Genomic DNA, 22,100 nt, shown 5'->3' on the forward strand with positions numbered 1-22,100 from the left:
TCAGCGTCCTTCCCAGGCGCGGCGGGCGGCACGCAGGCGCCGATCGGCGGCACCGTACGCCGCGACGGCGGCCGCCTCGAAGATCTCGTCGTCGCTGTGACCCGCCGCCGTCAGCGCGGCGACGGTCGCCGCGGTAACCCGGGAGGAACGCTGCGCGACCAGATCGGTGAAGGCGGCGAGCTCGGCGGGAATGCCGGCACCGTCGGCCGAATCGGTTGCGCGCTCGCGGATCTGCCGCCGCACCTCGCCGGGTAGCCGTCCCGGCGCGGACTCGAGATGTTCGCCCAACCGCTGCCACTGCTCGTCCATCGACCGCTCCATCGACACATCATCCCTCGCGTGGCGTGCCGACGGCTCACTATCGGAAGGCTCGGTGGGACAAGCTCATTCGCCCTTCGTGCCCTCGGGTCGCGGCATTACGGTGCGCGACACCGATGGGGTGCGGTTTCCGTCCCTTCGTCGCGCGGCATCGACACCGATGCACCGTGGTCCAACTCCGTCTCGGCCGGTTACAAGTGCCGCAACCCTCTGACCAGCGACGACACGCCCGCTCGCGCGCCGGCGAGCAATAGTTCGCCCGCAACGGATATTTCGAGCGAACCGGGGTATACGCCGGATAGCTAAACGCGGGAAGGACGTGGTGGCCCATGCGCCGTCGAACAGTCCGCTCGAGACCGATGAGCGAGAGAAACATGAGAATCGGAAGCATTATTGTCCTGGTCTGGTTGCTGATCGGCATTGTCGCCGCGGCCCAGCGCGACTACTTCGACAGTGGCCCGGTGAACTGCGCCGGGTTCGGCACCATCGCCGTCACCGTGATCGCAGGTCCGCTCAACTACATGGGTGTGAACCCCAAGGTCGACGATTGCAATGTCCCGCAACCCAGCCCGTAGTCGACAGATCCGGTGATCGCGGATAGCGCACCGGCCCAACCCATTCGGTGACCTCGCGCCCGGCAGTGGGCGCGAGGTCCGCCGGGTGCGGGAGCGCAGCGGTTCCGCCGCCCCGCAGGAGTTCTCCGCCGCGCCGACGGCGCGCAGGCTCCCTCGCCGCGTTCGGCGCGTCGCGTTCCGCGCCACATAATGATGTTGCTCAACGGACGCCGACGAACGAGGCAGCGATGCGACTTGGCAGCTTGATTGTCGTGCTCTGGCTGGTGGTCGGCGTGATCGCCGCGGGCCAGCGCGACTACTTCGACAGCGGTCCGATCAATTGCGCCGGATTCGGCAATACCGCGCTCACCATCCTCGCCGGCCCGCTGAATTATCTGGGCGTGAATCCGAAGGTCGCCGACTGCAACGTGCCGCAGCCGAGCCCGTAGGGGATAAACCGTGCTCAGAGGGGTATTCCCAGGTGGGGAGCACGGAAAGGGAGCGACGACATGCGCGACCACGAGATTCGCGACCGCGGTGCCCGCGGTCGAGCAGTGCGCCATACAGGTACCCGGTTCTTCAGCTTTCTGTTGCTGATCTGGTTGGCCGTCGGCTTGCTCGCCGCCGGTCAGCGTCACTATTTCGACAGCAGCCCGACCAATTGCGCGGGCTGGGGCACGATCGCCGTCACGGCGATCGCGGGCCCGCTCAACTACATGGGTGTGAACCCGAAGGTCGACGACTGCACGTTGCCCCAGCCGAGCCAGTAAACCAACTCGCCCCATCGCGCAGTCGAGCCAGTAAACGAACTCGCCCCACCGCGCGGTGGGGCGAGTTCGTGGCATCAACCGACGTCAGCGGATTGCCGCGCCGCACCCGGCGTCGGCTGGCCGCGCAACGCGAACAGCTTGGCACCCTCCACATCGATATCGGGCACGATCTTGTCCAGCCAGCGCGGCATCCACCAGGCCCACTTGCCCATCAGCGCGAGCAGTGACGGGATCAACAGCATGCGCACCAGGAAGGCGTCGAACAGCACGCCGGCCGCCAACGCGAAACCCATCATCTTCGCGGTGACGTCGGACTCCAGCAGGAACGAGCCGAACACCGAGATCATGATGATCGCCGCGGAGGTGACCACCCGGGCGCCGTGGTGATAACCGCTGATCATCGCCTCCTTCGGCGGTTTACCGTGCACATACTCCTCGCGCATCCGGGTCACCAGGAACACCTGGTAGTCCATCGCGAGTCCGAACACCAAGCCGATCAACATGATCGGCAGGAAGCTGACGATGGCCCGCGGATCCTGGATCAGCCCGAGCTTGCCCTCCTGGAAGATCAGCACCGTCGCGCCGAAGGTCGCCGCCATGGAGAGCAGGAAGCCGAGCGCACCGGTGAGCGGCACCAGGATGGAGCGGAACACCAGGATCAGCAGGATGAACGCGGCGCCTGCGACGATGGCCATGTACGGCACGATCTTGCTGAGCAGCACATGGTCGATGTCGGCGTAGATGGCGGTGGTGCCGGTGATGCCGTACTCCATCCCGTACTCCGATTCGAGCCGCCCCTCGGCGTCGCGGGCGTCGCGGACCAGGTCCTTGGTGGATTGATCGTTCGGACCTGATTTCGGCACACCGTTGATGACGGCGCCGAGGCCGTCCTGGCTCAGCCGCGGCTCGGTCACATAGTCCATGTCCGGGTAGGACGCCAGTTCGTCGCGCAGGGAGTTGAGTGCCGCCGTGCGTTTCTCGGCCGGTACGGCACTGAGATCCACAGCTATCTGCAGGACACCGTTGCTGCCCTCACCGAACCCGGCCGTGCGCAGCTCATAGGCCTTTCGGACGGTGGAGGTCTTGGGCATGCTGTCCTCGCCGGGCAGCCCGAGGTTCATATTGGCGGCGGGCAGGGCGAGCAAACCGAGCACGACAACGCTGAGAATCAGCGCGACAGCAGGCGCCTTGCCGATCGCCTGGGCGACCCGCATGCCGTTGGTGACCGAGCTGTCGTCCTCCGGATCGTGCTGCGCGATGACCGGCAGTTTCGGCTTGAACAGGAACCGGCCGAACGCGCCGAGCAGCGCGGGCATGAGGGTGATCGCGGTGAGCACCGCGAACGCCGCGGCGACCGCGCCACCCAAACCCATGAAGGTGAGGAATCGAACCCCGACGATGCTGAGCCCGACCAGCGCGATGATCACGGTCAGGCCGGCGAACACCACCGCGGATCCGGCCGTGCCGAGCGCGGTGCCTGCCGCTTCTTCCGGTGAATCCTGCACTGCCAGTTCATGTTTGTAGCGCGAGACGATGAACAGTGCGTAGTCGATGGACAACGCGATGCCGATCATCGAGGCGAGGAACGTGGTGAAGCTGGGGATGGAAAGGAACGAGGTGCCGAGGAAGATCAGCGAGGTGGCCGCGCTCAGTCCGACGATCGCGGTGATGATCGGCACGAACGCGGCGACGATCGCGCCGAACGCCACGATCATCACGATCAACGCGACGGCCATGCCGATCAGCTCGGATTTACCGCTCGGCGCCTGCTGCTCCATCGCGATGGTGCCGCTCAGCTCGACCGACAACCCCGCGCCGCGCGCCTGGTCGGCCGCGTCGTAGGCGGCCTTGCGGTTGTCGGCGGTGACGTCGGTGAAGTTCTTGATGCCGAACGGCACGCTGAAGAACGCGACGGTGTCGCGCTCGGTCTTGTTGAGCACGTTCAATGGCGCGCCGCTGCATTTCGAGGCGTCCGGGTCGGGGACGAGGCAGCCCATCTCCTCGGTCGCGGTGATCGGGTTGGGGATCGGCTTGCTGTGGTCGACGATGTCGAGCTGGTTCAGCTTCTCGATCAGCGCGTCGATCGCCTGCCGATTGACCGGGTCGGTGAGCCGCTGCCCCGCGGGCGCGCCGAGCACGTAGGTCCCGGTGACGGCGTCGAACTTGAACGCCTCGGACATGCCGGGGAAGTGTTTGTCCAGGATCTGCGTCGCGCGTTCCGACGGCAGGTTGGGCATGCTGAAGTCGTCGCTCATCGGCTCCTTCAACTGGGTTCCCAGCGCACCGAGAACCAGGAAGCCGACGATCCAGATGGGCAGCACGATCCACTTGTGGCGGAAGGCGAATTTTCCCCATCGGTACAGGTAGACGGACACAGGGTTCTCCTCGCGGTGATCGAGTCGTGCCGGATCGAGCGACAAACGCGCGCGGGCCGACTGCACCCGCCGGGGAACTACCGAGCTGGAGGCCGAACTGCTACTGAGTCTGCTGTGGACAGCGCACAAGATCAAGAACCGACCCCGGAGACGACTCGGCCCCGCACCCGGAAACGGGGGCGGGGCCGAGCGGTACTACCGGCGATCAGTCGACGCTGACCGGCTCCTTCGCCGTGTCCGCCGAGCGCTGCTGCAGCTCACGCAGCTTCGCGCCCTCGACGTCGATGTCGGGCAGGATCCGGTCCAGCCACTGCGGCATCCACCATGACCACTTGCCCATCAGGATCAGCAGCGACGGGATCAGCACCATCCGGACGATGAACGCGTCGAACAGCACACCGGCCGCCAGCGCGAAGCCGAACGACTTCGCCGTCACGTCGGTCTCCATCAGGAACGAGCCGAACACCGAGATCATGATGATCGCCGCGGAGGTCACCACGCGGGCGCCGTGGTGGTAACCGGCGACGACCGCTTCCTTGGGCGACTTGCCGTTGACGAACTCCTCGCGCATCCGGGTCACCAGGAACACCTGATAGTCCATCGCGAGGCCGAACACCAAGCCGATCAACATGATCGGCAGGAAGCTGACCAGCGGATGCGGGTCCTCGATCAGCCCGAACTTGCCCTCCTGGAAGATCAGCACGGTCGCGCCGAACGTCGCCGCCATGGAGAGCAGGAAGCCCAAGGCCGCGGTCAGCGGCACCAGGATCGAGCGGAACACCAGGATCAGCAGGACGAACGCGGCGCCTGCGACGATCGCCAGGTACGGCACGATCTTGCCGAGCAGCACGTTGTCCACATCGGCATAGATGGCGGTGGTGCCGGTGATGCCGTATTCCATGCCGAACTCGGCCTTCAGCTGACCTTCCGCGTCGCGGGCGTCGCTGACCAGGTCCTTGGTGGCCTGGTTGTTCGGACCCGACTTCGGCACGCCGTCGAGCAGCACGCCCTGCTTGTCCTTGCTCCACTGCGGCTCGGTCACGTAGTCCATGCCCGGGTAGGCGGACAGCTTGTCGCGCAAGGCCTTGACCGCGTTGTCCCGGTTCTCCGCAGGCACCTTCGACAGGTCGGCGACCACGTTCAGCACGCCGTTGCTGCCCTCACCGAACCCCTCGGTGCGCAGCTCGTAGGCCTTGCGGATGGTGGAGGTCTTCGGCTGGCTGTCGTCGCCGGGCAGGCCGAGGTTCAGTCCGGCCGCGGGCGCGGCCAGCGCGCCGAGCACCACGACGCTCAGGATCAGCGCCACCCACGGCGCCTTGCCGATCAGCTTGCCGAAGCGCATCCCGTTGGTGACCGAGTTGTCGTCCTCCGGGTCGTGCTTGGCGACCAGCGGCAGCTTCTGCTTGAACAGGAACCGGCCGAACGCGCCCAGCAGCGCGGGCATCAGTGTGATCGCGGTGAGCACCGCGAATCCGGCGGCGATCGCGCCACCCAGCCCCATGAAGGTCATGAACTGCACGCCGACGATGCTGAGCCCGCCGAGCGCGATGATCACGGTCAGACCGGCGAACACCACTGCGGATCCGGCCGTGCCGAGCGCGGTGCCTGCCGCTTCTTCTGGTGAATCCTGCACTGCCAGTTCGTGTTTGTAGCGCGAGACGATGAACAGTGCGTAGTCGATGGACAACGCGATGCCGATCATCGAGGCGAGGAAGGTGGTGAAGCTCGGCACCTCGATCACCGAGGTACCCAGCATGATCAGCGAGGTGGCCGCACCGAGGCCGACGATCGCGGTGACGATCGGCACGAAGGCGGCGACGATCGCGCCGAACGCCACGATCATCACGACCAGCGCGACGCCCATGCCGATCAGCTCGGACTTGCCGCTCGGCGCCTCCTGCTTCATCGCGATCGAGCCGCTCATCTCGACGGTCAGCCCGGCGTTGCGCGCGTCGGCGGCGACCGCGTAGGCCGCGTCGCGCTGCTCGTCGGTGACGTCGGTGAACTTCTTGATGGCGAACGGCACGTTCAGCACCGCGACCGAGTCGGGCACGGTCTTGCTCAGGACGTTCAACGGCGCGCCACTGCACTGAGCCGGATCAGGATTGGCCAGACAGCCCATCTTGTCGGCCGCTTCGACCGGGTTCACGATCGGCTTGCTGTGATCGACGATGTCGAGCGCGCCGAGCTTGGCGATGAAGGCGTCCAGTGCCGTCCGGTTCACCTGGTCGGTGAGCTTCTGGCCTGCCGGCGCGCCGATCACATAGGTACCGGTGACCGCATCGAACTTGAACGCCTCGGAGGCGCCGGGAAAGTGCTGGTCGAGAATGTCGTTGGCGCGTGCGGACGGCAGGTCCGGCATGCTGAAGTCGTTGGTCATCGGCTTGCTCAGCTGGGCGCCGAGGCCGCCGAGGAGCAGGAACAGGACGAGCCAGGCGGGAAGCACTATCCATTTTTTTCGGAAAGCGAACTTTCCCCATCTGTACAGATAAACGGACACGAAGGATCTCCTAGCGATAGCTGGGTGCGTGCTGATTAAGCCGTAGACAGCACTCGCGGGATGCCCTGCATGCCCCCGCCTCCACTGGCGCTTTCTGCCTACCGTGCGGTAGGTAGACTATCGAGGTCTAAGCGGAGGCACAACCTCAATTTCGCGGGCATCGTTAGCTCGGCACACGAATGGTGAGAGGATCACTTGATGGCCGCTCGTTCCGTCCCCGCCACCGTTGCCGCTGGTCGGGGCACTAAATCCGCGATACGCGACGCCGCGGTGAAGCTGTTCGGTGACAAAGGATTCGAACAGACCAGCCTGCGCGAGGTCGCGGATGCGGTGGGAATCACAAAGGCGTCGCTCTACTATCACTACGCCTCGAAGCTCGATCTGCTGCATGCGATCATCGATCCGATCATCGATCACCTCCGCTCGGTGGTCGTCGATCTGGACCGGACGCCGCACGACGCGGACGGCATCCGCTACGTGCTGCGCTCCTATCTGCGCGGCATGGTGCACCACCGGGACGCGGGAGCGCTGGTGCTGCGTGACACCGTGACCATCGTCAATGCGGTGGCCGACCGACACCCCGACCTCGTCGACGACGATCAGGCCCTGCGCGAATGGCTGGCCGGTCCGGAGCCCACCGATGAGGCCAAACTGCGCGCCAGCGCCGCGCTGGCGATGCTCGGCGTCGCGCTGATGTCCAAGGAGTTCGCGCCGGGCGCCGACGACGCGCTGGTGGAAGCCACGCTGCTCGATGCGGCGACCTGCGTGCTGACTCCGCTGCGTAGCGCGTAGATTGCAGCTACTCGTCGGACCACCGCAAACGCCAGGAGACGCTGTGCACATCACCGCGAAGGTCGACTACGCGGTGCGGACGCTGCTCGAAATCGCCCGCGCGCCGCGGTTGAACCAGGTGCCGAGCGGCCCCGTCGTGCAGGCGGCGCCGGTCGTCAAGGCCGACGCCATCGCGACCGCGCAGCGCATTCCGCCGAAGGTGCTCGAGACCGTCCTCGGCGATCTGCGCCGCGCCGATCTGGTGATCAGCAGGCGCGGCCCCGACGGCGGCTACTGGCTGGCCCGCCCGGCGTCGGAGATCTCCGTCGCGGATGTGATCAGGGCGATCGAGGGCCCGCTCGCCTCGGTGCGCGGCGAACGGCCCGAGGACGTGACCTATTCGGGTGCGGCCGAGTCGCTGCAGCGGGTCTGGATCGCCTTGCGGGTGAACATCCGTGCGGTACTGGAGAACGTGTCGATCGAGGAGGTCGCCGACGATCGGCTGCCGGAGTTCATCGACGCACTCACCAACGACCCTGGCGCGTGGGCGCGCAGAGAGCATCCGCTGAATTAGGCCGCCGGATGACGAAGCATCGGCTGAATCAGCCGCCAGGGCCGGGTGATCGGACGGCAGGCGCCGCGGCAAGCGCCTCGACTGGAGGGTATTGATGCTGGTCAGAAATGTTTACGACGACCACCACCGGTTGCCGGTAGCCTGCGATCCATCATGCTGATTCGACTACTGCGCACCTATCTGTACCCCTACCGCGCCCAGCTGGCCGGGGTCGTTGTGCTGCAGTTGATCTCGGTGATTGCCATGTTGTATCTGCCGAGTCTCAACGCCGATCTCATCGACTACGGCGTCACCAAGGGCGATATCGGCTACATCTGGACCACCGGCCTGTGGATGCTCGCGGTCACCGGCGTGCAGATCATCGCCTCGGGCTGCTCGGTGTACCTCGGCGCGCAGGCGGCCATGGGCGCGGGCCGCGATATGCGCGGCGCACTGCTGCACCGGGTCGGCACCTTCTCCGCGCGGGAGGTCGGCATGTTCGGCGCGCCCTCGCTGATCACCCGCAACACCAACGACATTCAGCAGGTGCAGCTGCTCATCGCGATGTCGGCGACCATCCTGGTGATGGCGCCGATCATGTGCGTCGGCGGCATCGTCATGGCGTTGCGCGAAGACCTCGGCCTGTCCTGGCTGCTGTTGATCGCGGTGCCCGCGCTCGGGCTGTCGATGGCCTTCCTCATCAGCAAGATGGTGCCCGGGTTCCGGGACATGCAGACCAGGATCGACGAGGTGAACCGGGTGCTGCGCGAGCAGATCACCGGTATCCGCGTGGTGCGGGCGTTCGTCCGGGAGCGTCAGGAGACCTGGCGCTTCGGCGTCGCCAACTCCGAGCTGACCGACACCGCGCTGCGCGTCGGCAGGCTGATGGCGCTGATGTTCCCGCTGGTCATGCTGATCAGCAATGTCACCGCCGTCGCGGTGATCTGGTTCGGCGGGCACGCCGTCGACGCGGGCACCATGCAGATCGGCTCGCTCACCGCGTTGCTGTCCTACATCATGCAGATCCTGATGGCGGTGATGATGGCCTCGTTCCTGGCCATGATGGCGCCGCGCGCCGCGGTCTCGGCCGACCGGATCGGCGAGGTGCTGGAGACCGAGTCGTCGGTCGCCGCGCCGCCGCTGCCGCAACCGTTCCAGGGTGACCCCGCCGACGTCGACTTCCAGTTCGCCGAGTTCGCGTTCCCCGGCGCCGAGAAGCCGGTGCTGAAAGCCATTCGGTTCCAGGTGAAGCCGGGCACCACCACCGCCGTCGTCGGTGCCACCGGTTCGGGCAAGACCACGCTGCTCAACCTCATTCCGCGGCTGATGGATGTCACCGACGGCGCGGTCTACCTCGGCGGCACCGATGTCCGGCACATCGACCTCGAACTGCTGCGGGCACAGATCGGCCTGGTCCCGCAGAAGGCCTATTTGTTCTCCGGAACGGTGGCCAGCAACCTGCGCTACGGCAATCCGGACGCCACCGACGCGGACCTGTGGCGCTGCCTGGAGATCGCGCAGGCCGCCGACTTCGTGCGAGACATGCCGCAGGGCTTGGAAACTCCGGTCGCGCAGGGCGGCACGACCGTCTCGGGTGGTCAGCGCCAGCGGCTCGCCATCGCGCGGGCACTGGTCAAGCAGCCGCGGGTCTATCTGTTCGACGACTCCTTCTCCGCGCTCGACGTGGCGACCGATGCCCGATTGCGGGACGCGCTGCGGCCGGCGACCCGGGACTGCGCGGTCATCATTGTGGCGCAACGGATTACCACGATTCGTGACGCGGACCAGATCGTGGTGCTCGAGGACGGCGAGATGGCCGGGGTGGGTACCCACGAGCAACTGATGCGCGACTGTAAGGAATACCAAGAGATCGTGTCGTCCCAGCTGAGCGCGGAGGAGGTGCGATGAGGCCAGGAATGCCGGCCCCCGGTGCGCCGGACGCCAAGCCGAAGTCGTTCGTACCGTCGCTCAAGCGGCTGCTGCGCAGGCTCGCGCCGGAACGCCTGTTCGTCTGGCTCGTCGTCGTGCTCGCCATCGTCTCGGTGGTGCTGAACACGCTCGGTCCGTACCTGCTCGGTAAGGCGACCAACATCGTCTTCGACGGTGTGGTCGGCAAGCAGTTGGATGTGCCCGCGGGGACCACCAAGGAGCAGGCGGTCGAGTACCTGCGGGCCAAGGGCGACAACACCTTTGCCGACATGCTCAGCGCCATGCACGTGGTGCCCGGGGTCGGCGTCGACTTCGACGCGGTCGGCCGGGTGCTGCTGCTGGTGCTGGCGCTCTACCTCGGTGCGTCGGTGTTCGGCTGGTTGCAGGCCTACCTGCTCAACCTGGTGATCAACCGGACGGTCAAGCGGCTGCGCAGCGACATCGAGGACAAGATTCACCGACTCCCGTTGCGCTACTTCGACTCTCAACCGCGCGGTGACGTGCTGAGCCGGGTCACCAACGACGTCGACAACGTCGCGCAGAGCCTGCAGCAGACGATGAGCCAGTTGATCGTCTCGGTGTTCACCGTGCTCGGCATCCTGGTCATGATGTTCTGGATCTCGCCGCTGCTTGCGCTGATCGCCTTGCTCACCGTGCCCGCCGCGGTGTACGTCACCGCGCTGATCGCCAAGCGCTCCAAGCCGCACTTCGTGGCCCAGTGGAAGAACACCGGCCTGGTGAACGCCCAGGTCGAGGAGGCCTACACCGGGCACGAGATCGTCACCGCGTTCGGCCGCAATCGTGAGGTCGGGGCGGAGTTCGACAAGCGCAACGAGGAGCTCTACCAGTCGAGTTTCAAGGCGCAGTTCATCTCCGGGCTGATCATGCCCGCGATCATGTTCCTCGGGAATGTGAACTTCGTGCTGGTGGCGCTGGTCGGCGGCCTGCGGGTCGCGACCGGCCAGCTCTCGCTCGGCGATGTGCAGGCCTTCATCCAGTACTCGCGGCAGTTCAGCCAGCCGCTCACCCAGATCGGCGCGATGGCCAACCTGCTGCAGTCCGGCGTCGCCTCGGCCGAGCGGATCTTCGAGATCCTCGACGCCGAGGAGCAGAGCCCCGACCCGGTCGAGGCCGACACCCGCCCGGTGGACCGCGGGCAAGTCGAGTTCGAAGGCATCTCGTTCCGCTACGAACCGGAGCAGCCGGTGATCGAACGGCTGTCGCTGCTCGCCGAGCCCGGCCACGTGGTCGCCATCGTCGGCCCGACCGGGGCGGGCAAGACCACGCTGGTGAATCTGCTGATGCGGTTCTACGAGCTGGACTCCGGCGCGATCACTATCGACGGTGTCGACATCACCCGGATCAGCCGCGACCACCTGCGGTCGCGCATCGGCATGGTGCTGCAGGACACCTGGTTGTTCAAGGGGACCATCCGGGAGAACATCGCCTACGGCAACCCGAACGCCGGCGAAGCGGAGATCCTCGCCGCCGCGCGGGCCGCGTACGTGGATCGCTTCGTGCACGCGCTGCCCGACGGCTACGACACCGTCATCGACGAGGAGGGCTCCGGTGTCAGCGCCGGGGAGAAGCAGCTGATCACCATTGCCAGGGCTTTCCTGGCGAAGCCGTCCATTCTGATCCTGGACGAGGCGACCAGCTCGGTGGACACCCGCACCGAGCTGCTGGTGCAGCACGCGACCGCGGCGCTGCGCCGCGACCGCACCAGCTTCGTCATCGCGCATCGGCTGTCCACCATCCGCGACGCCGACCTGATCGTCGTGATGGAGGCGGGCCGCATCGTCGAACACGGCACCCACGAACGCCTGCTGGCCGAACGCGGCGCCTACTACCGCCTCTACAACGCGCAGTTCGCGGCGGCGGCCGCAGAGGTGTAGCGGGCTATCGGTTGCCTCGGTGAGCGCCGAGTCGCGGACCTGGGAGGATGGCCGAGTGGTTGGACCTGGATCTTTTTCGTTCGCTGTTCGTAAGCGCCTGGAAGCGCGGCACGGCCGATCGGGCGTGATCAGCACGCCGCACGGCGATATCGCCACCCCCGCGTTCATCCCCGTCGGCACCAAGGCGACGGTGAAGGCGGTGCTACCGGAGACGATGAAGGAGATCGGCGCGCAGGCGCTGCTCGCCAACGCCTACCACCTCTATCTACAGCCGGGGTCCGACATCGTGGACGAGGCGGGCGGGCTCGGCAAGTTCATGAACTGGCCGGGGCCCACCTTCACCGACAGCGGCGGCTTCCAGGTGATGTCGCTGGGCGTCGGTTTCAAGAAGGTGCTCGCGATGGAAGCGGTGGACGTCCGCAGCGACGACGTGATCGCGAAGGGCAAGGAGCGGTTGGCCACCGTCGACGACGACGGCGTCACCTTCCGCTCGCACCTCGACGGCTCGAAGCATCGGTTCACCCCCGAGGTGTCGATGGGCATCCAGCATCAGCTCGGCGCCGACATCATGTTCGCCTTCGACGAGCTCACCACTCTGCTCAATACCCGCGGCTATCAAGAGAAGTCGTTGCAGCGCACGCACGAGTGGGCGCAGCGCTGCCTCGATGAACACGAGCGACTGACCGCAGCCCGTACCCATCGCCCGTACCAGGCGCTGTTCGGCGTGATCCAGGGCGCGCAGTACGAAGACCTGCGGCGCAAGGCCTGTCGCGGCCTGGAGTCGCTGCGTGGCAGCGCGGGAACGGGTTTCGACGGCTACGGCATCGGCGGCGCGCTGGAGAAGCACAACCTCGGCACCATCGTCGGCTGGTGCTGCGACGAACTGCCCGAGGACAAGCCGAGGCACATGCTCGGCATCAGCGAGCCCGAGGACATCTTCACCGCCGTGGAGAACGGCGCGGACACCTTCGACTGCGTGAACCCGTCGCGGGTCGCGCGCAACGCCGCCATCTATGTCGCCGAGGGCCGATTCAACATCAACACCAGTCGCTTCCGGCGTGACTTCACGCCCATCGACGAGACCTGCGACTGCTACACCTGCGCCAACTACACCCGGGCCTACCTGCACCATCTGTTCAAGGCCAAGGAGATCCTTGCCGCCACCCTGTGCACCATTCACAACGAGCGCTACACGATTCGGCTGGTCGACCGTATCCGCGAGAGCATCGAGGGCGGCTACTTCGACGAGCACAAGGCCGAGACGCTCGGTCGCTGGAAGGGCCGCATCCCGACGCCGTAGACCGGCGGCCCCGGACTCCACCGCGTGCAGTCCGATGGCCGCCACCGTCTTTCAGCTCTGTAGTGCGGGTTCTTTGCGGGGTGCGTAGGTCGGCTCGTTCTTCTTCAGCCAGGCGATCACCCGATAGGTGATCGGCAGCACGAGGATCTCCGCGAGCGTCTTCCACAGGAAGCCGACGATCACGTAGTTCACGAACTGGCTCCACGAGTCGATACCGATGGCGGTGGCCGCGATCGAACAGAAGATCAGCGTGTCACCGAACTCACCGACCACGGTGGAGCCGATCAGCCGCGCCCACAGGTGCTTCTCCTTGGTCCGCTCCTTGATCAGCACCAGCGTCGCGGAGTTCAGCATCTCGCCGACGAAGTAGCCGGCCAGGCCGGCGGCCACCAGCTGCGGCGTGCTGCCGATGACCGAGCGGAACGCGTCCTGATTCTCGTAGAACGCCGCGGCGGGCAACTCGATGGCGATCTTGAAGCACACCACCGTCAGCAGCAGGACGGCGAAGCCGTAGTAGATGGCCCGGCGCGCGGACCGGAAGCCGTAGATCTCGCTCAGCACATCGCCGAGGATGTAAGCGAGGGGAAAGAGGAAGAAGGCGCCGTCGGTGCTGATCGGCAGCAGCTCCACCGGCCCGATCTTGACCGACTGTTCGGTGAAGAACTGCACGCCCTTGGTCGCGCAGATGTTGGAGATGATCAGCGTCGCCGTGAACAACGCCACGATCGGTGTGTAGTACCCCCGCGCTACCTGGGCGAATGCCGCATGTGGCGGCGCGGGGTGCCCAGGTTCGGGGGCTTGGGGTTTATTCGGCTCACTCACCCGCATCATCCAACCAGGTTGTGGAATACCCTGTAGCAATGACGAATCCCGGCGATTCCGACGAATGGTGGAAGCAGTACGGCGGCCAAGGCGTATCGCCGGAATCCGGTGCGCAAAGCTCTGTTCCGCAACACCCGAACGCTGACCAGCCATCGGGGTACCCGTCGACACCGCAATACCCGCAACAGCCAGCCCAGCCCATGACGCCCCCGCCGCAGCAGCAGTACCCGGGATATCAGCAGCAACCGTATGGCCAGCCGCAGCAGCCGTACGGTCAGCAGCCCAACTACGGATACCAGCCCGCCTACCAGCCCTACGGCATGCCGCCGCAGCAGGGCACCAACGGCATGGCGATCGGCGCGCTGATCTCCTCGCTGGCCGGGTTCGTCACCTGTGGCCTCGGCTCGATCATCGGCATCATCCTCGGCGCCATCGCCTTGAACCAGGTCAAGCAGTCCGGTCAGGAAGGCCGCGGCATGGCGCTCGCCGGCATCTGGATCGGCGTCGGCTCCATCGTGCTCGGCATCCTGTGGTTCGTCGTCGCGTTCGTAGCCGGATTCAGCGGCGTGTAGCAACGGCCCGCCGAAAACGTCAGGGGCGCACCCGGAAACGGGTGCGCCCCTGCGCGTATATCAGCCGTTCGGCGTCAGGACTTGACGACCTGGGTGCCGCCGGCGAACTTGTCGTGCCAACCCTGCTTGTTCGGGTCCTGCGAGATGGTGACCATGATGTAGATCGCCAGACCCAGCGAGACCAGGCCGCCGACGCACGGAATGATGTTCGCCGCGACGAACAGGTTGCGCTTCAGCGAAGTGACCGGGTCGATCTTGGCCGCGCCACCGGGGGCGAGCACCTTCAGGCCGAGCACCTTCTTGCCGAGGGTGGTCCCCTGCGAGGTCTCCATGCCGACGAAGTAGCCGAGCTGCACCAGGGTCCAGACCAGGCCGAGACCGATGGTCAGGCCCATGCTGTTCTTGACCAGCATGTAGAGGATGAAATAAGGAATCATCAGGATGAGCGCGTCGATGACGCGCGCACCGATGCGGGTGCCGAGGTCGCCCGGCTGCCCACCGTAGTTGTTGAAGCCGCCCGGCTGCTGCGGGTACTGACCGTAGGCGTCCGGCTGGGGCTGCCCGTACTGCGGTGCCTGGCCGTACTGCGGCTGCTGCCCGTACTGCGGCGGCTGCTGACCGTACTGTGGCTGCTGGCCGTACTGCTGGCCGCCCTGGGGGAACTGCTGGCCGCCCTGCGGATACTGCTGGCCGCCCTGCGGATGTTGCTGGCCGCCTTGCGGGTACGGCTGCCCATACGGCTGCCCGCCCTGCGGATATTGGTTGGGGTCGTACCCACCGCTTGTCATAGTTGTTTGTCCTCGTCGAGTGATCAGTAGTTGGACGAATGCGTACGTTACGGACATCGACTGCGTTGCAACAACCCATTCCCGTCGAGTATCCACGGTTCGTGTGGCAGATGTGCCGGGTCGAAACTGTCGAGGAGCTCCGCCGACGAGGTTGCCGCGTAGCCCAGTGATCGGGCCAGCGCGGCCACTACCTGGTCGGGCGTGTTGCCGAGCTCGCGTTGATCGGACAGCGTGACCGCACCGTCGCGCTTGGCCAGGCGTTGCCCTTCGGCGTTGAGTACCAGCGGAACGTGGGCGTAGTGCGGCACCGGCAAGTCGAGCAGAGTAGCGAGATAAGCCTGCCGTGGCGTGGACGGCAACAGGTCGTCGCCGCGCACCACCTGGTCGATGCCCTGCGCCGCGTCGTCGACCACCACCGCGAGGTTGTAGGCGGGAATGCCGTCCCCGCGCCGCAGCACCACATCGTCCACCGGGGCGCGGTAGCGGCCGTGCAGCTCGTCGACGATCTCGAATTCGGTTGCCGCCGCGCGTAAGCGCAGCGCGGCCGGGCGACCTTCGTCGCGAAACCTGCTGCGCGCCTGCTGGGTCAGGGTGCGGCAGGTGCCGGGGTAGGCGCCGAGCGGGCCGTGCGGCGCCGTGGCCGCCTGTTGGATTTCCCTTCGCGTGCAGAAGCATTCGTAGGTCAGCCCGGCGGCGGTGAGCCGGTCGATGGCGGCCTGGTAATACGGCAACCGCTCGGACTGCCGGACCACCGGGCCATCCCAGTCGACCCCGATCGCGGCCAGATCGTCGAGCTGGCGCTGCTCGGCGCCGGGGCGGACGCGATCGAGATCCTCGACCCGGATCAGGAAGCGCCGCCCGGTCGAGCGGGCGAACGCCCACGCGAGCAGTGCCGTGCGCAGATTTCCGACGTGCAGGTCCCCGGAGGGGCTCGGCGCGTACCGGCCCGCACCCGGCTCAGGCATGGGCCCGGCCGGTACAGGATGACGTGGACACGGTCCCCATCGTAGATATCAGCCACGCAGGCGCGGCGTCAGCTCCGTCGGTGCGATCGGGGTGCCCGCGTCCAAGGCGTCGAGCAGTGCTCGCGCGTGTGCGATCAGACCCGCTCGGTCGATGCCGTAGGGCACCTCCGCGTCGTCCGCCGGGTGAAACTCGGTCAGCCGGGTGATCGCGCGGGCGAGCAGTGTGCGCGCGCCCTTGGCATTACCGCGCTGGATGTGGGTGATACCGACAGCGAGCTGGGCAAGCGCCTGCCACAGCATCCGTTCGGCGAACGGGCCGTTCTTCCAGGCTGCCTCTAATACCTCGTGCGCGTTGAATGCCAAACCATCGTCCAGCAGTTGCTGAGCGAAGGTGAGGGTTTGCTGTGGCGGCAGGTCCAGATCGTCGGGAATTCGGGCAACTCCGACACTGCCGGGGGGAAGCGGACGGCCCAATCGGTCACGCGGACGTGAGTTGAGGGCGCGACCTGCGTCGTCGCGATCGCGGTCAACCATGACTTCCATGATGCCCTGCCCCGGCGATGGCGTCGATGTGCCAGTGTCCGAAGGTGGAAATGTTGACGGATCACGGAGCAATCACATAGGCCTTAACGTTTGCAGACGACCGATCAGAGGAATGGCCTGTGCCGGTGGGCAATATTTCCGCAACATTTTTTCTTCGCAACCTTGGCATTTGCGATGGCCTAATAGCTAAGAGCCGGGCAAACTTTCAATAGACCTGCTAAGGTCTGTGTTGCGGGGGCAGTCCTCAAAGGTGGGTGTTTGCACCTGGTGGTGCAGGGTGATGATGTCGCACCGTGGAACCGCGTGCTAACACTGATATGCAACGCATGCGGTGGCCCCTGTGAGTGCTCGGTGCGAGCGGAATCATGTCAGGCAAATTCTCGTTCTCGACGCATGCAAAGGAGCTAGTGCCGTGAAAGTTGATCTGACGGACGCTGTTTGGCGTAAGAGTACCTTTAGCGGACCCGACGGAGCCTGTGTAGAAGTAGCCTTCCTCAGCGAAGGCAATGTGGCTGTTCGGGACACCAAAGCGCAAAGACGTGGCCCGGTGCTCGCCTTCACGTCACACGAGTGGGACGCGTTCCTTGGCGAGATATTGGCAGGAACCTTCAAGCACATCTGAACTACCCGACCGCACATACCTCGAGTCGGTTGCGGCTCGAGGTAGCCGCGTTGTTCATGTTTCGAACACTGATTCGGTTCGATCCGGAAGTCAGTCGGGTGCCCGTCCGGTATCTTCGCAGTATGGGTGGGAGGCTTGCGCTCGTTGTCGGGTCCGAGTGTAAAGCGCTTGGTGAGTTGGGCTTTCCATTGCAGTTGGCCACCGATCTTCATTCGCGGTTGACTACGTTGGGTGACTGGACCTCTGCTCGACCAGATGACGGGCCGCTCCTGAACCCGACGACACGGGAGTTGGTAGCGGAAGTCAAAGCTGCGTTCGCCCTTGCTGCCCGGCGGCAGGCCGCGTTGCTAATCAGCTTTGTCGGCCATGGCGTGGCGACGGGGAGCGGCAACTTTTTTCTGCTTGCGCATGACTCTCCTCAACACCCGGAGTCGGATACCGCCCTTCACGTCATCCAAGTGATCAGCGAACAGCTGGATAGGCACGCCCTTGATGGGTTGATCGTGCTGATCGATGCCTGTGAGACGCAGGAGAGTCTGAGCGGTGCAGCCCGGCATTTGACCGATCGAATCGAGTTGGCAGCGCGGCGGATCGAACTGCTGATAGCGACTGGTAGTGATGCTGCGTATGGGGGGTGCTTCACCCGGACCACGTTGGCGGTCTTCGATCAAGGCTTGCCGCTGCGAGGGGAGAATCTCATGCCTGTAGATTTGCTCGATCCGTTGGAAGTCGAGTGCACGCGTCAGGTACCCGGGCATCTGGGCATCGCTCATGGCGGCGATCCAGGCTTGTGGTTGGTCCCCAACGCGGCGCGACGCGACGACGCCGTGTGGGGTAGGCCCACAGCGGGTTTCGTAGACCAGCTCACCAGTAGTTTATTGATCACCGAAACATTGCGACAGCGGCTCGCAGAGGTCTTGAACGACAATTCCAGCCGGTTGCGTGTGGTGGTCGGTCCGGCCGGCTCCGGCAAGTCCACGCTTATGTCGTTGCTGATCCGGCCTAACCTCCTGGCGCGAGCACGGTTCACGTCCGAGTACATCGCCGCAGCGGCGTTTGTCTCATCAGCCAGCTCGATCGAATCGCTGGCGCGAGAGTTGTCCGATCAACTGTGTCGTCGGGTGGACGGCTTCGCGCCCATCGCTACGGCCGTCGCCGATGCCGGTGGAGATGTTTCCACTGCTGAGCTGTTCGATCTGTTGGTACTCACGCCGCTCGCACGGCTCGAATCAACATGGGAACCGATCAATCTCGTGGTCGACGGCATTGATCAAGCTGAGTCCGGCGTCAGGAAGCTGATCGTAAGTGCGGTCGTGGACCTGGCGAGTCGTTCTGATCTGACACATGTCAGAGTCATCGTTGGGATTCGTTCAGGCACAGGTATCGATGAGCTCGCTGCATTTGCAGGGGTGCATCGCATCGAGCTGTCTCCGCCCACCGTTGGAGAGCTTGCCAGGGCAGTCGCGAGTCGCGGGCCAACGAGCGACTCAGAGTGGGAGCAATGTGTCGGCCAGTTGCTGCGACAGTCGGAAGCGGGAGGTTGGCTGCTCGCCCGGTTGCTGACAGAGATAACAGATGCCCGAGCCTGTAAGGCTGCGGCCGACGGTGGTCTGAACGCATTGGTCAAGGAGCGAATCCGGTGCGTGTTCGGCACAGCCGCCCCAGCGCCGATCGATTCTGTGGCGGCAGCGCTAGCTGTTTTGGCGGCCGCGGGGTCCGGTCCGATAATGCCCATCGAGCTGTTGCGCGACGCTGTAGTCGTGCTTGGCCATCACTTGTCCATCAGGGAAGTTCGCGACGTTGTGGTGGCGCTTGGGGCGTTGATCAGCCGAGGCAACTCAGGGACTCGGCAAGAGATGTTGGGGATGGCGCACCAAGATTTTGTGTCCCCCACGCAGGATGAAGCCACCCGAATCGGGGTTTCTGTTGTCGAAGCCCATCATGCGATCTCCACCGCGATTTTGAGTGTGGACGGAGACCGTACGGCCGAATACGCCCGGGCAGCTGGTGTGCGCCACCATTTGGCCTATGGAGATTCTGCAGCGGCCGTGCAACTGCTTGCGGCTTCGGAGACTGTCCGGGCGGCAGACAACCGAGACTTGTGGGCCGCTTGGCTTCCGCTCTTCGTGGAAACCCTCGGCTCGGTACATCCGGATTGCCGTACAGCACAGTTCCATCTCGCTCATTGGTTAGGTGAAACCGGCGAACTGAACGCAGCTGTGACCAGTTTTGAGCGCCTGCTCCACGACTGCGTAAGCGTGAACGGTCCTGATGATGTGGAGGTCTTCCTCATCCGAGGCAGCTTGGCGCATTGGCGTGGCAGTAGTGGCGATCCGCGCGGGGCGGTTCGAGAATTCGAGTGCCTTCTCGCTGATTGCGTACGGGTCTTGGGACCGGACCACCCGGATACGCTCGATGTCCGTGACGACCTGGCGGACTGGCGAGGCGAGAGCGGAGACGCTATCGCGGCGGTAGCCGAGTATGAGCAATTGCTGGCGGACAGTTTGAGGGTGTTAGGGCCAGATGATCTGGATACTCTGGCAACTCGGCGCAATCTGTCGTACTGGCGGGGGGCGAGCGGGGATCGGGCTGGAGCGATTCAGGGATTGGAACTGGCGCTCGCCGACTGCGTTCGGGTACTTGGAGCTGACGCGACGCTCACTCTGAACACCCGTCAGAACCTCGCGAACTTGCGTGCGCACGAAGGACATCTCGAGGAGGCTGTGCGTGAGTTCGAGTCGCTGCTGAGTGATCTTCCGCGTCTTATCGGACCGGACCACCTCGATACTCTCGCAGCCCGGGGCAATCTCGCCGCATGGCGCGGCGCAGGCGGCGACCTGGCGGGTGCTGTATCTGGGTATAAGGAACTACTTGCAGATCGGCTACGGATTCAGGGACCCGACCATCCCGACACACTCCGTGCACGCCACAACCTGGCCTCGTGGCGTGGACTGAATGGAGATGTGGCGGGAGCAGTCGTAGGTTTCGCAGAGTTGCTAGCCGACCGGCTGCGGTTGGTAGGGCCGGATCATCCCGACGTCATTGCAACCGAGGAACAGCTAGCGCATTGGAAGGCAAAACAAGTCTCGCCGTCTTCTGATTAGGCAGACGTAGGCGGCGGGCTGTTACGGTGCGAGCCGTTGTTGCGTTCCTGATATTTCCGTAGTACCGCGAGCTGCCGACGCTCCTCCTGGTGGTCGGCCTCGTGATTGCGCTCGGACTCCTGCCATGGATCGGGCCGGAAGAAGCTGCCGGTGCCCGGCTTGCCCGCCGCACCGAGCTGGTTCATCTTCTTCGGCACCGGCGCGCCCTGGTACGGCAGCGGGATCGGGTGGCCGTGCTCGTCCACGGGGCCGAGCGGCTGGTGGATCTCGATGTACTCGCCGTGCGGTAGCCGCCGGACCACTCCGGTCTCCACGCCGTGTGCCAGCACCTCCCGATCGGAGCGCTGCAGGCCCAGGCAGATCCGGTAGGCCGCGAAGTAGGCCAGCGGCGGCACGACCAGGATGCCGATCCGGCCCATCCAGGTCGTCGCGTTGAGCGAAATATCGAACTTGTAGGCGACGATGTCGTTCACGCAGGACAGTGTGAGCACGACATAGAACGCGATCGACATCGCGCCGATCGCGGTGCGCACCGGCACGTCCCGTGGCCGCTGCAACAGGTTGTGATGCGCGACGTCGCCGGTGAGCCGCTTCTCGATCCACGGATAGGCGATCAGCACCGTGAACACCAGGCCCATGATCAGCGCGCCCCACACCGGACCGGGCACGGTATAGCGGCCAAGGTACAGCTCCCATGGCGGCATGAGGCGCATCATGCCGTCGGTCCACATCATGTAGAAGTCCGGCTGCGAACCCGCGGACACCTGAGAAGGGTTGTAGGGACCCATGTTCCAGATCGGGTTGATCTGCAACAGACCGCCCATGAGCGCGAGGATGCCGAGGGTGAACGCGAAGAACGCGCCCTGGTCCAGCGAGAACACCGGCACGATGCGCGCGCCGACCACGTTCTTCTCGGTACGACCCGGACCGGGGAACTGGGTGTGCTTCTGATACCAGACCAGCGCGATATGGGCCGCGATCAGCGCGAGCATGATGCCGGGGAACAGCAGCACGTGCGCGATGAACAGGCGCGGAATGATGATGGTGCCCGGATAGTCGCCGCCGAACATCAGCCAGTGCAGCCAGGTGCCGATGATCGGCATGCCGAGGGTGATGGACGAGAACGCCGCCCGCAGGCCGGTGCCGGACAGCAGATCGTCGGGCAGCGAGTAGCCGAAGTAGCCCTCGAACATGGCCAGGATCAGCAGCAGCGCGCCGATCACCCAGTTCGCCTCGCGCGGCTTGCGGAACGCGCCGGTGAAGAACACCCGGAACAGGTGCACGATGATCGACGCCGCGAAAAGTAGTGCGGCCCAGTGGTGGACCTGCCGGACGAAGAGTCCGCCGCGCACCTCGAACGAGATGTTCAGCGCCGTCTCGTACGCGCGCGACATGGTCACGCCGCGTAACGGCTGGTAGGAGCCGTTGTAGACGACCTCGGCCATGGATGGGTCGAAGAACAGGGTCAGGTACACACCGGAGAGCAACAGGATGACGAAGCTGTACAGCGCGATCTCACCGAGCAGGAACGACCAGTGCGTCGGGAAGACCTTGTTGATCGACCGCTTGAGGAAATTGGCGGCCTGATATCGCTCGTCGGCGGAGTTCGCCTGCGCGCTGACCTTGCGACCGAGTTGAGTTGCCATGGTCGACACCCCGCCCCTGGAGAGTGGTATGCGTTCTACTACAGACGGTAGCAGGTAGCCGAGTCGTAATCGA

Annotated in this window: 19 protein-coding genes; 11 read left to right on the forward strand and 8 right to left on the reverse strand. The window is 65.2% G+C overall.

All coding sequences use genetic code 11. From position 1 onward, the window contains the following. Nucleotides 1-321, reverse strand: coding sequence for a hypothetical protein (locus tag ACIHA7_RS26635; RefSeq protein ID WP_397293648.1), 321 nt, complete (start codon nt 319-321; stop codon nt 1-3). A 371-nt stretch (nt 322-692) separates the two neighbouring features. On the opposite strand from ACIHA7_RS26635, the gene ACIHA7_RS26640 reads away from it, so the two are divergent. From ACIHA7_RS26640 to ACIHA7_RS26650, 3 genes are all read left to right on the forward strand, one after another. After that, nucleotides 693-893 carry a hypothetical protein gene (locus ACIHA7_RS26640; RefSeq protein WP_397293649.1) on the forward strand — a complete coding sequence of 67 codons (201 nt, stop codon included), beginning with the start codon at nt 693-695 and terminating at the stop codon, nt 891-893. 227 nt (nt 894-1,120) lie between these two features. After that, nucleotides 1,121-1,321: a hypothetical protein gene (locus ACIHA7_RS26645; protein WP_397293650.1), complete on the forward strand. Its 201-nt coding sequence runs from the start codon at nt 1,121-1,123 to the stop codon at nt 1,319-1,321. Between the two features lie 138 nt (nt 1,322-1,459). Then, nucleotides 1,460-1,642 (forward strand): hypothetical protein, encoded by a 183-nt coding sequence (locus ACIHA7_RS26650; RefSeq protein WP_373889170.1) that lies wholly within the window; start codon nt 1,460-1,462, stop codon nt 1,640-1,642. A 74-nt stretch (nt 1,643-1,716) separates the two neighbouring features. Here ACIHA7_RS26650 and ACIHA7_RS26655 read toward each other — a convergent pair whose 3' ends face one another. Both ACIHA7_RS26655 and ACIHA7_RS26660 read right to left on the reverse strand, forming a co-directional pair. After that, on the reverse strand, nt 1,717-4,017 hold the full coding sequence (locus tag ACIHA7_RS26655) for an MMPL family transporter (protein WP_397293651.1): 2,301 nt from the start codon (nt 4,015-4,017) through the stop codon (nt 1,717-1,719). Nucleotides 4,018-4,222: 205 nt separating this feature from the next. Next, nucleotides 4,223-6,517, reverse strand: a complete 2,295-nt coding sequence (locus ACIHA7_RS26660) for an MMPL family transporter (protein ID WP_397293652.1) — start codon at nt 6,515-6,517, stop codon at nt 4,223-4,225. 198 nt (nt 6,518-6,715) lie between these two features. Here ACIHA7_RS26660 and ACIHA7_RS26665 point away from each other — a divergent pair, with 198 nt between their 5' ends. The 5 genes from ACIHA7_RS26665 to tgt all read left to right on the forward strand — a co-directional run bounded on the left by ACIHA7_RS26665 (nt 6,716) and on the right by tgt (nt 12,965). Next, nucleotides 6,716-7,309, forward strand: coding sequence for a TetR/AcrR family transcriptional regulator (locus ACIHA7_RS26665; RefSeq protein ID WP_397293653.1), 594 nt, complete (start codon nt 6,716-6,718; stop codon nt 7,307-7,309). Nucleotides 7,310-7,352: 43 nt separating this feature from the next. Further along, nucleotides 7,353-7,862, forward strand: coding sequence for an RrF2 family transcriptional regulator (locus tag ACIHA7_RS26670; RefSeq protein WP_397293654.1), 510 nt, complete (start codon nt 7,353-7,355; stop codon nt 7,860-7,862). 153 nt (nt 7,863-8,015) lie between these two features. Continuing rightward, nucleotides 8,016-9,749, forward strand: coding sequence for an ABC transporter ATP-binding protein (locus tag ACIHA7_RS26675; protein ID WP_397293655.1), 1,734 nt, complete (start codon nt 8,016-8,018; stop codon nt 9,747-9,749). After that, nucleotides 9,746-11,665 (forward strand): ABC transporter ATP-binding protein, encoded by a 1,920-nt coding sequence (locus tag ACIHA7_RS26680; RefSeq protein ID WP_397293656.1) that lies wholly within the window; start codon nt 9,746-9,748, stop codon nt 11,663-11,665. The genes ACIHA7_RS26675 and ACIHA7_RS26680 overlap by 4 nt, the downstream gene beginning before the upstream one ends. Before the next feature lie 55 nt (nt 11,666-11,720). After that, complete coding sequence (tgt, locus tag ACIHA7_RS26685) at nt 11,721-12,965, forward strand: tRNA guanosine(34) transglycosylase Tgt (protein WP_397293657.1); 1,245 nt, start codon at nt 11,721-11,723, stop codon at nt 12,963-12,965. A 51-nt stretch (nt 12,966-13,016) separates the two neighbouring features. Here the strand turns inward: tgt and ACIHA7_RS26690 are convergent, their stop codons facing one another. Beyond that, on the reverse strand, nt 13,017-13,793 hold the full coding sequence (locus tag ACIHA7_RS26690; protein WP_397293870.1) for a queuosine precursor transporter: 777 nt from the start codon (nt 13,791-13,793) through the stop codon (nt 13,017-13,019). A 32-nt stretch (nt 13,794-13,825) separates the two neighbouring features. On the opposite strand from ACIHA7_RS26690, the gene ACIHA7_RS26695 reads away from it, so the two are divergent. Beyond that, nucleotides 13,826-14,359, forward strand: a complete 534-nt coding sequence (locus tag ACIHA7_RS26695) for a DUF4190 domain-containing protein (protein ID WP_397293658.1) — start codon at nt 13,826-13,828, stop codon at nt 14,357-14,359. Nucleotides 14,360-14,433: 74 nt separating this feature from the next. Here the strand turns inward: ACIHA7_RS26695 and ACIHA7_RS26700 are convergent, their stop codons facing one another. From ACIHA7_RS26700 to ACIHA7_RS26710, 3 genes are read right to left on the reverse strand one after another with little or no spacing between them, the layout of a single operon-like run. Continuing rightward, entirely contained in the window at nt 14,434-15,147 is a 714-nt protein-coding gene (locus ACIHA7_RS26700; RefSeq protein WP_397293659.1) for an RDD family protein, read from the reverse strand. A gap of 47 nt (nt 15,148-15,194) precedes the next feature. Beyond that, the gene (gluQRS, locus tag ACIHA7_RS26705; protein WP_397293660.1) at nt 15,195-16,112 is read right to left on the reverse strand and encodes a tRNA glutamyl-Q(34) synthetase GluQRS; all 918 of its coding nucleotides are present in this window, start codon (nt 16,110-16,112) and stop codon (nt 15,195-15,197) included. A gap of 48 nt (nt 16,113-16,160) precedes the next feature. After that, nucleotides 16,161-16,646 carry a DUF309 domain-containing protein gene (locus ACIHA7_RS26710; protein ID WP_397293661.1) on the reverse strand — a complete coding sequence of 162 codons (486 nt, stop codon included), beginning with the start codon at nt 16,644-16,646 and terminating at the stop codon, nt 16,161-16,163. 421 nt (nt 16,647-17,067) lie between these two features. Between ACIHA7_RS26710 and ACIHA7_RS26715 the strand changes: the two genes are divergently transcribed. Both ACIHA7_RS26715 and ACIHA7_RS26720 read left to right on the forward strand, forming a co-directional pair. Beyond that, a complete protein-coding gene (locus ACIHA7_RS26715) occupies nt 17,068-17,277 on the forward strand; it encodes a DUF397 domain-containing protein (RefSeq protein ID WP_397293662.1) in 210 nt (69 codons plus the stop codon). A gap of 122 nt (nt 17,278-17,399) precedes the next feature. After that, nucleotides 17,400-20,381, forward strand: coding sequence for a tetratricopeptide repeat protein (locus ACIHA7_RS26720; protein ID WP_397293663.1), 2,982 nt, complete (start codon nt 17,400-17,402; stop codon nt 20,379-20,381). On the opposite strand, the gene ACIHA7_RS26725 is transcribed toward ACIHA7_RS26720, so the two are convergent. Then, complete coding sequence (locus ACIHA7_RS26725) at nt 20,378-22,027, reverse strand: cytochrome bc complex cytochrome b subunit (RefSeq protein WP_397293664.1); 1,650 nt, start codon at nt 22,025-22,027, stop codon at nt 20,378-20,380. The genes ACIHA7_RS26720 and ACIHA7_RS26725 overlap by 4 nt on opposite strands. Nucleotides 22,028-22,100 lie beyond the last annotated feature (73 nt).

This window comes from Nocardia sp. NPDC052316, assembly GCF_044547795.1.
GTDB lineage: Bacteria > Actinomycetota > Actinomycetes > Mycobacteriales > Mycobacteriaceae > Nocardia.

Coding starts and splice junctions, on each gene's coding strand:
- ACIHA7_RS26635 (WP_397293648.1), bottom strand. CDS start 321: ATGGAGCGGTCGATGGACGAGCAGTGGCAGCGGTTGGGCGAACATCTC.
- ACIHA7_RS26640 (WP_397293649.1), top strand. CDS start 693: ATGAGAATCGGAAGCATTATTGTCCTGGTCTGGTTGCTGATCGGCATT.
- ACIHA7_RS26645 (WP_397293650.1), top strand. CDS start 1,121: ATGCGACTTGGCAGCTTGATTGTCGTGCTCTGGCTGGTGGTCGGCGTG.
- ACIHA7_RS26665 (WP_397293653.1), top strand. CDS start 6,716: ATGGCCGCTCGTTCCGTCCCCGCCACCGTTGCCGCTGGTCGGGGCACT.
- ACIHA7_RS26675 (WP_397293655.1), top strand. CDS start 8,016: ATGCTGATTCGACTACTGCGCACCTATCTGTACCCCTACCGCGCCCAG.
- ACIHA7_RS26680 (WP_397293656.1), top strand. CDS start 9,746: ATGAGGCCAGGAATGCCGGCCCCCGGTGCGCCGGACGCCAAGCCGAAG.
- ACIHA7_RS26690 (WP_397293870.1), bottom strand. CDS start 13,793: ATGCGGGTGAGTGAGCCGAATAAACCCCAAGCCCCCGAACCTGGGCAC.
- ACIHA7_RS26695 (WP_397293658.1), top strand. CDS start 13,826: ATGACGAATCCCGGCGATTCCGACGAATGGTGGAAGCAGTACGGCGGC.
- ACIHA7_RS26700 (WP_397293659.1), bottom strand. CDS start 15,147: ATGACAAGCGGTGGGTACGACCCCAACCAATATCCGCAGGGCGGGCAG.
- gluQRS (WP_397293660.1), bottom strand. CDS start 16,112: ATGCCTGAGCCGGGTGCGGGCCGGTACGCGCCGAGCCCCTCCGGGGAC.
- ACIHA7_RS26710 (WP_397293661.1), bottom strand. CDS start 16,646: ATGGTTGACCGCGATCGCGACGACGCAGGTCGCGCCCTCAACTCACGT.
- ACIHA7_RS26720 (WP_397293663.1), top strand. CDS start 17,400: ATGGGTGGGAGGCTTGCGCTCGTTGTCGGGTCCGAGTGTAAAGCGCTT.
- ACIHA7_RS26725 (WP_397293664.1), bottom strand. CDS start 22,027: ATGGCAACTCAACTCGGTCGCAAGGTCAGCGCGCAGGCGAACTCCGCC.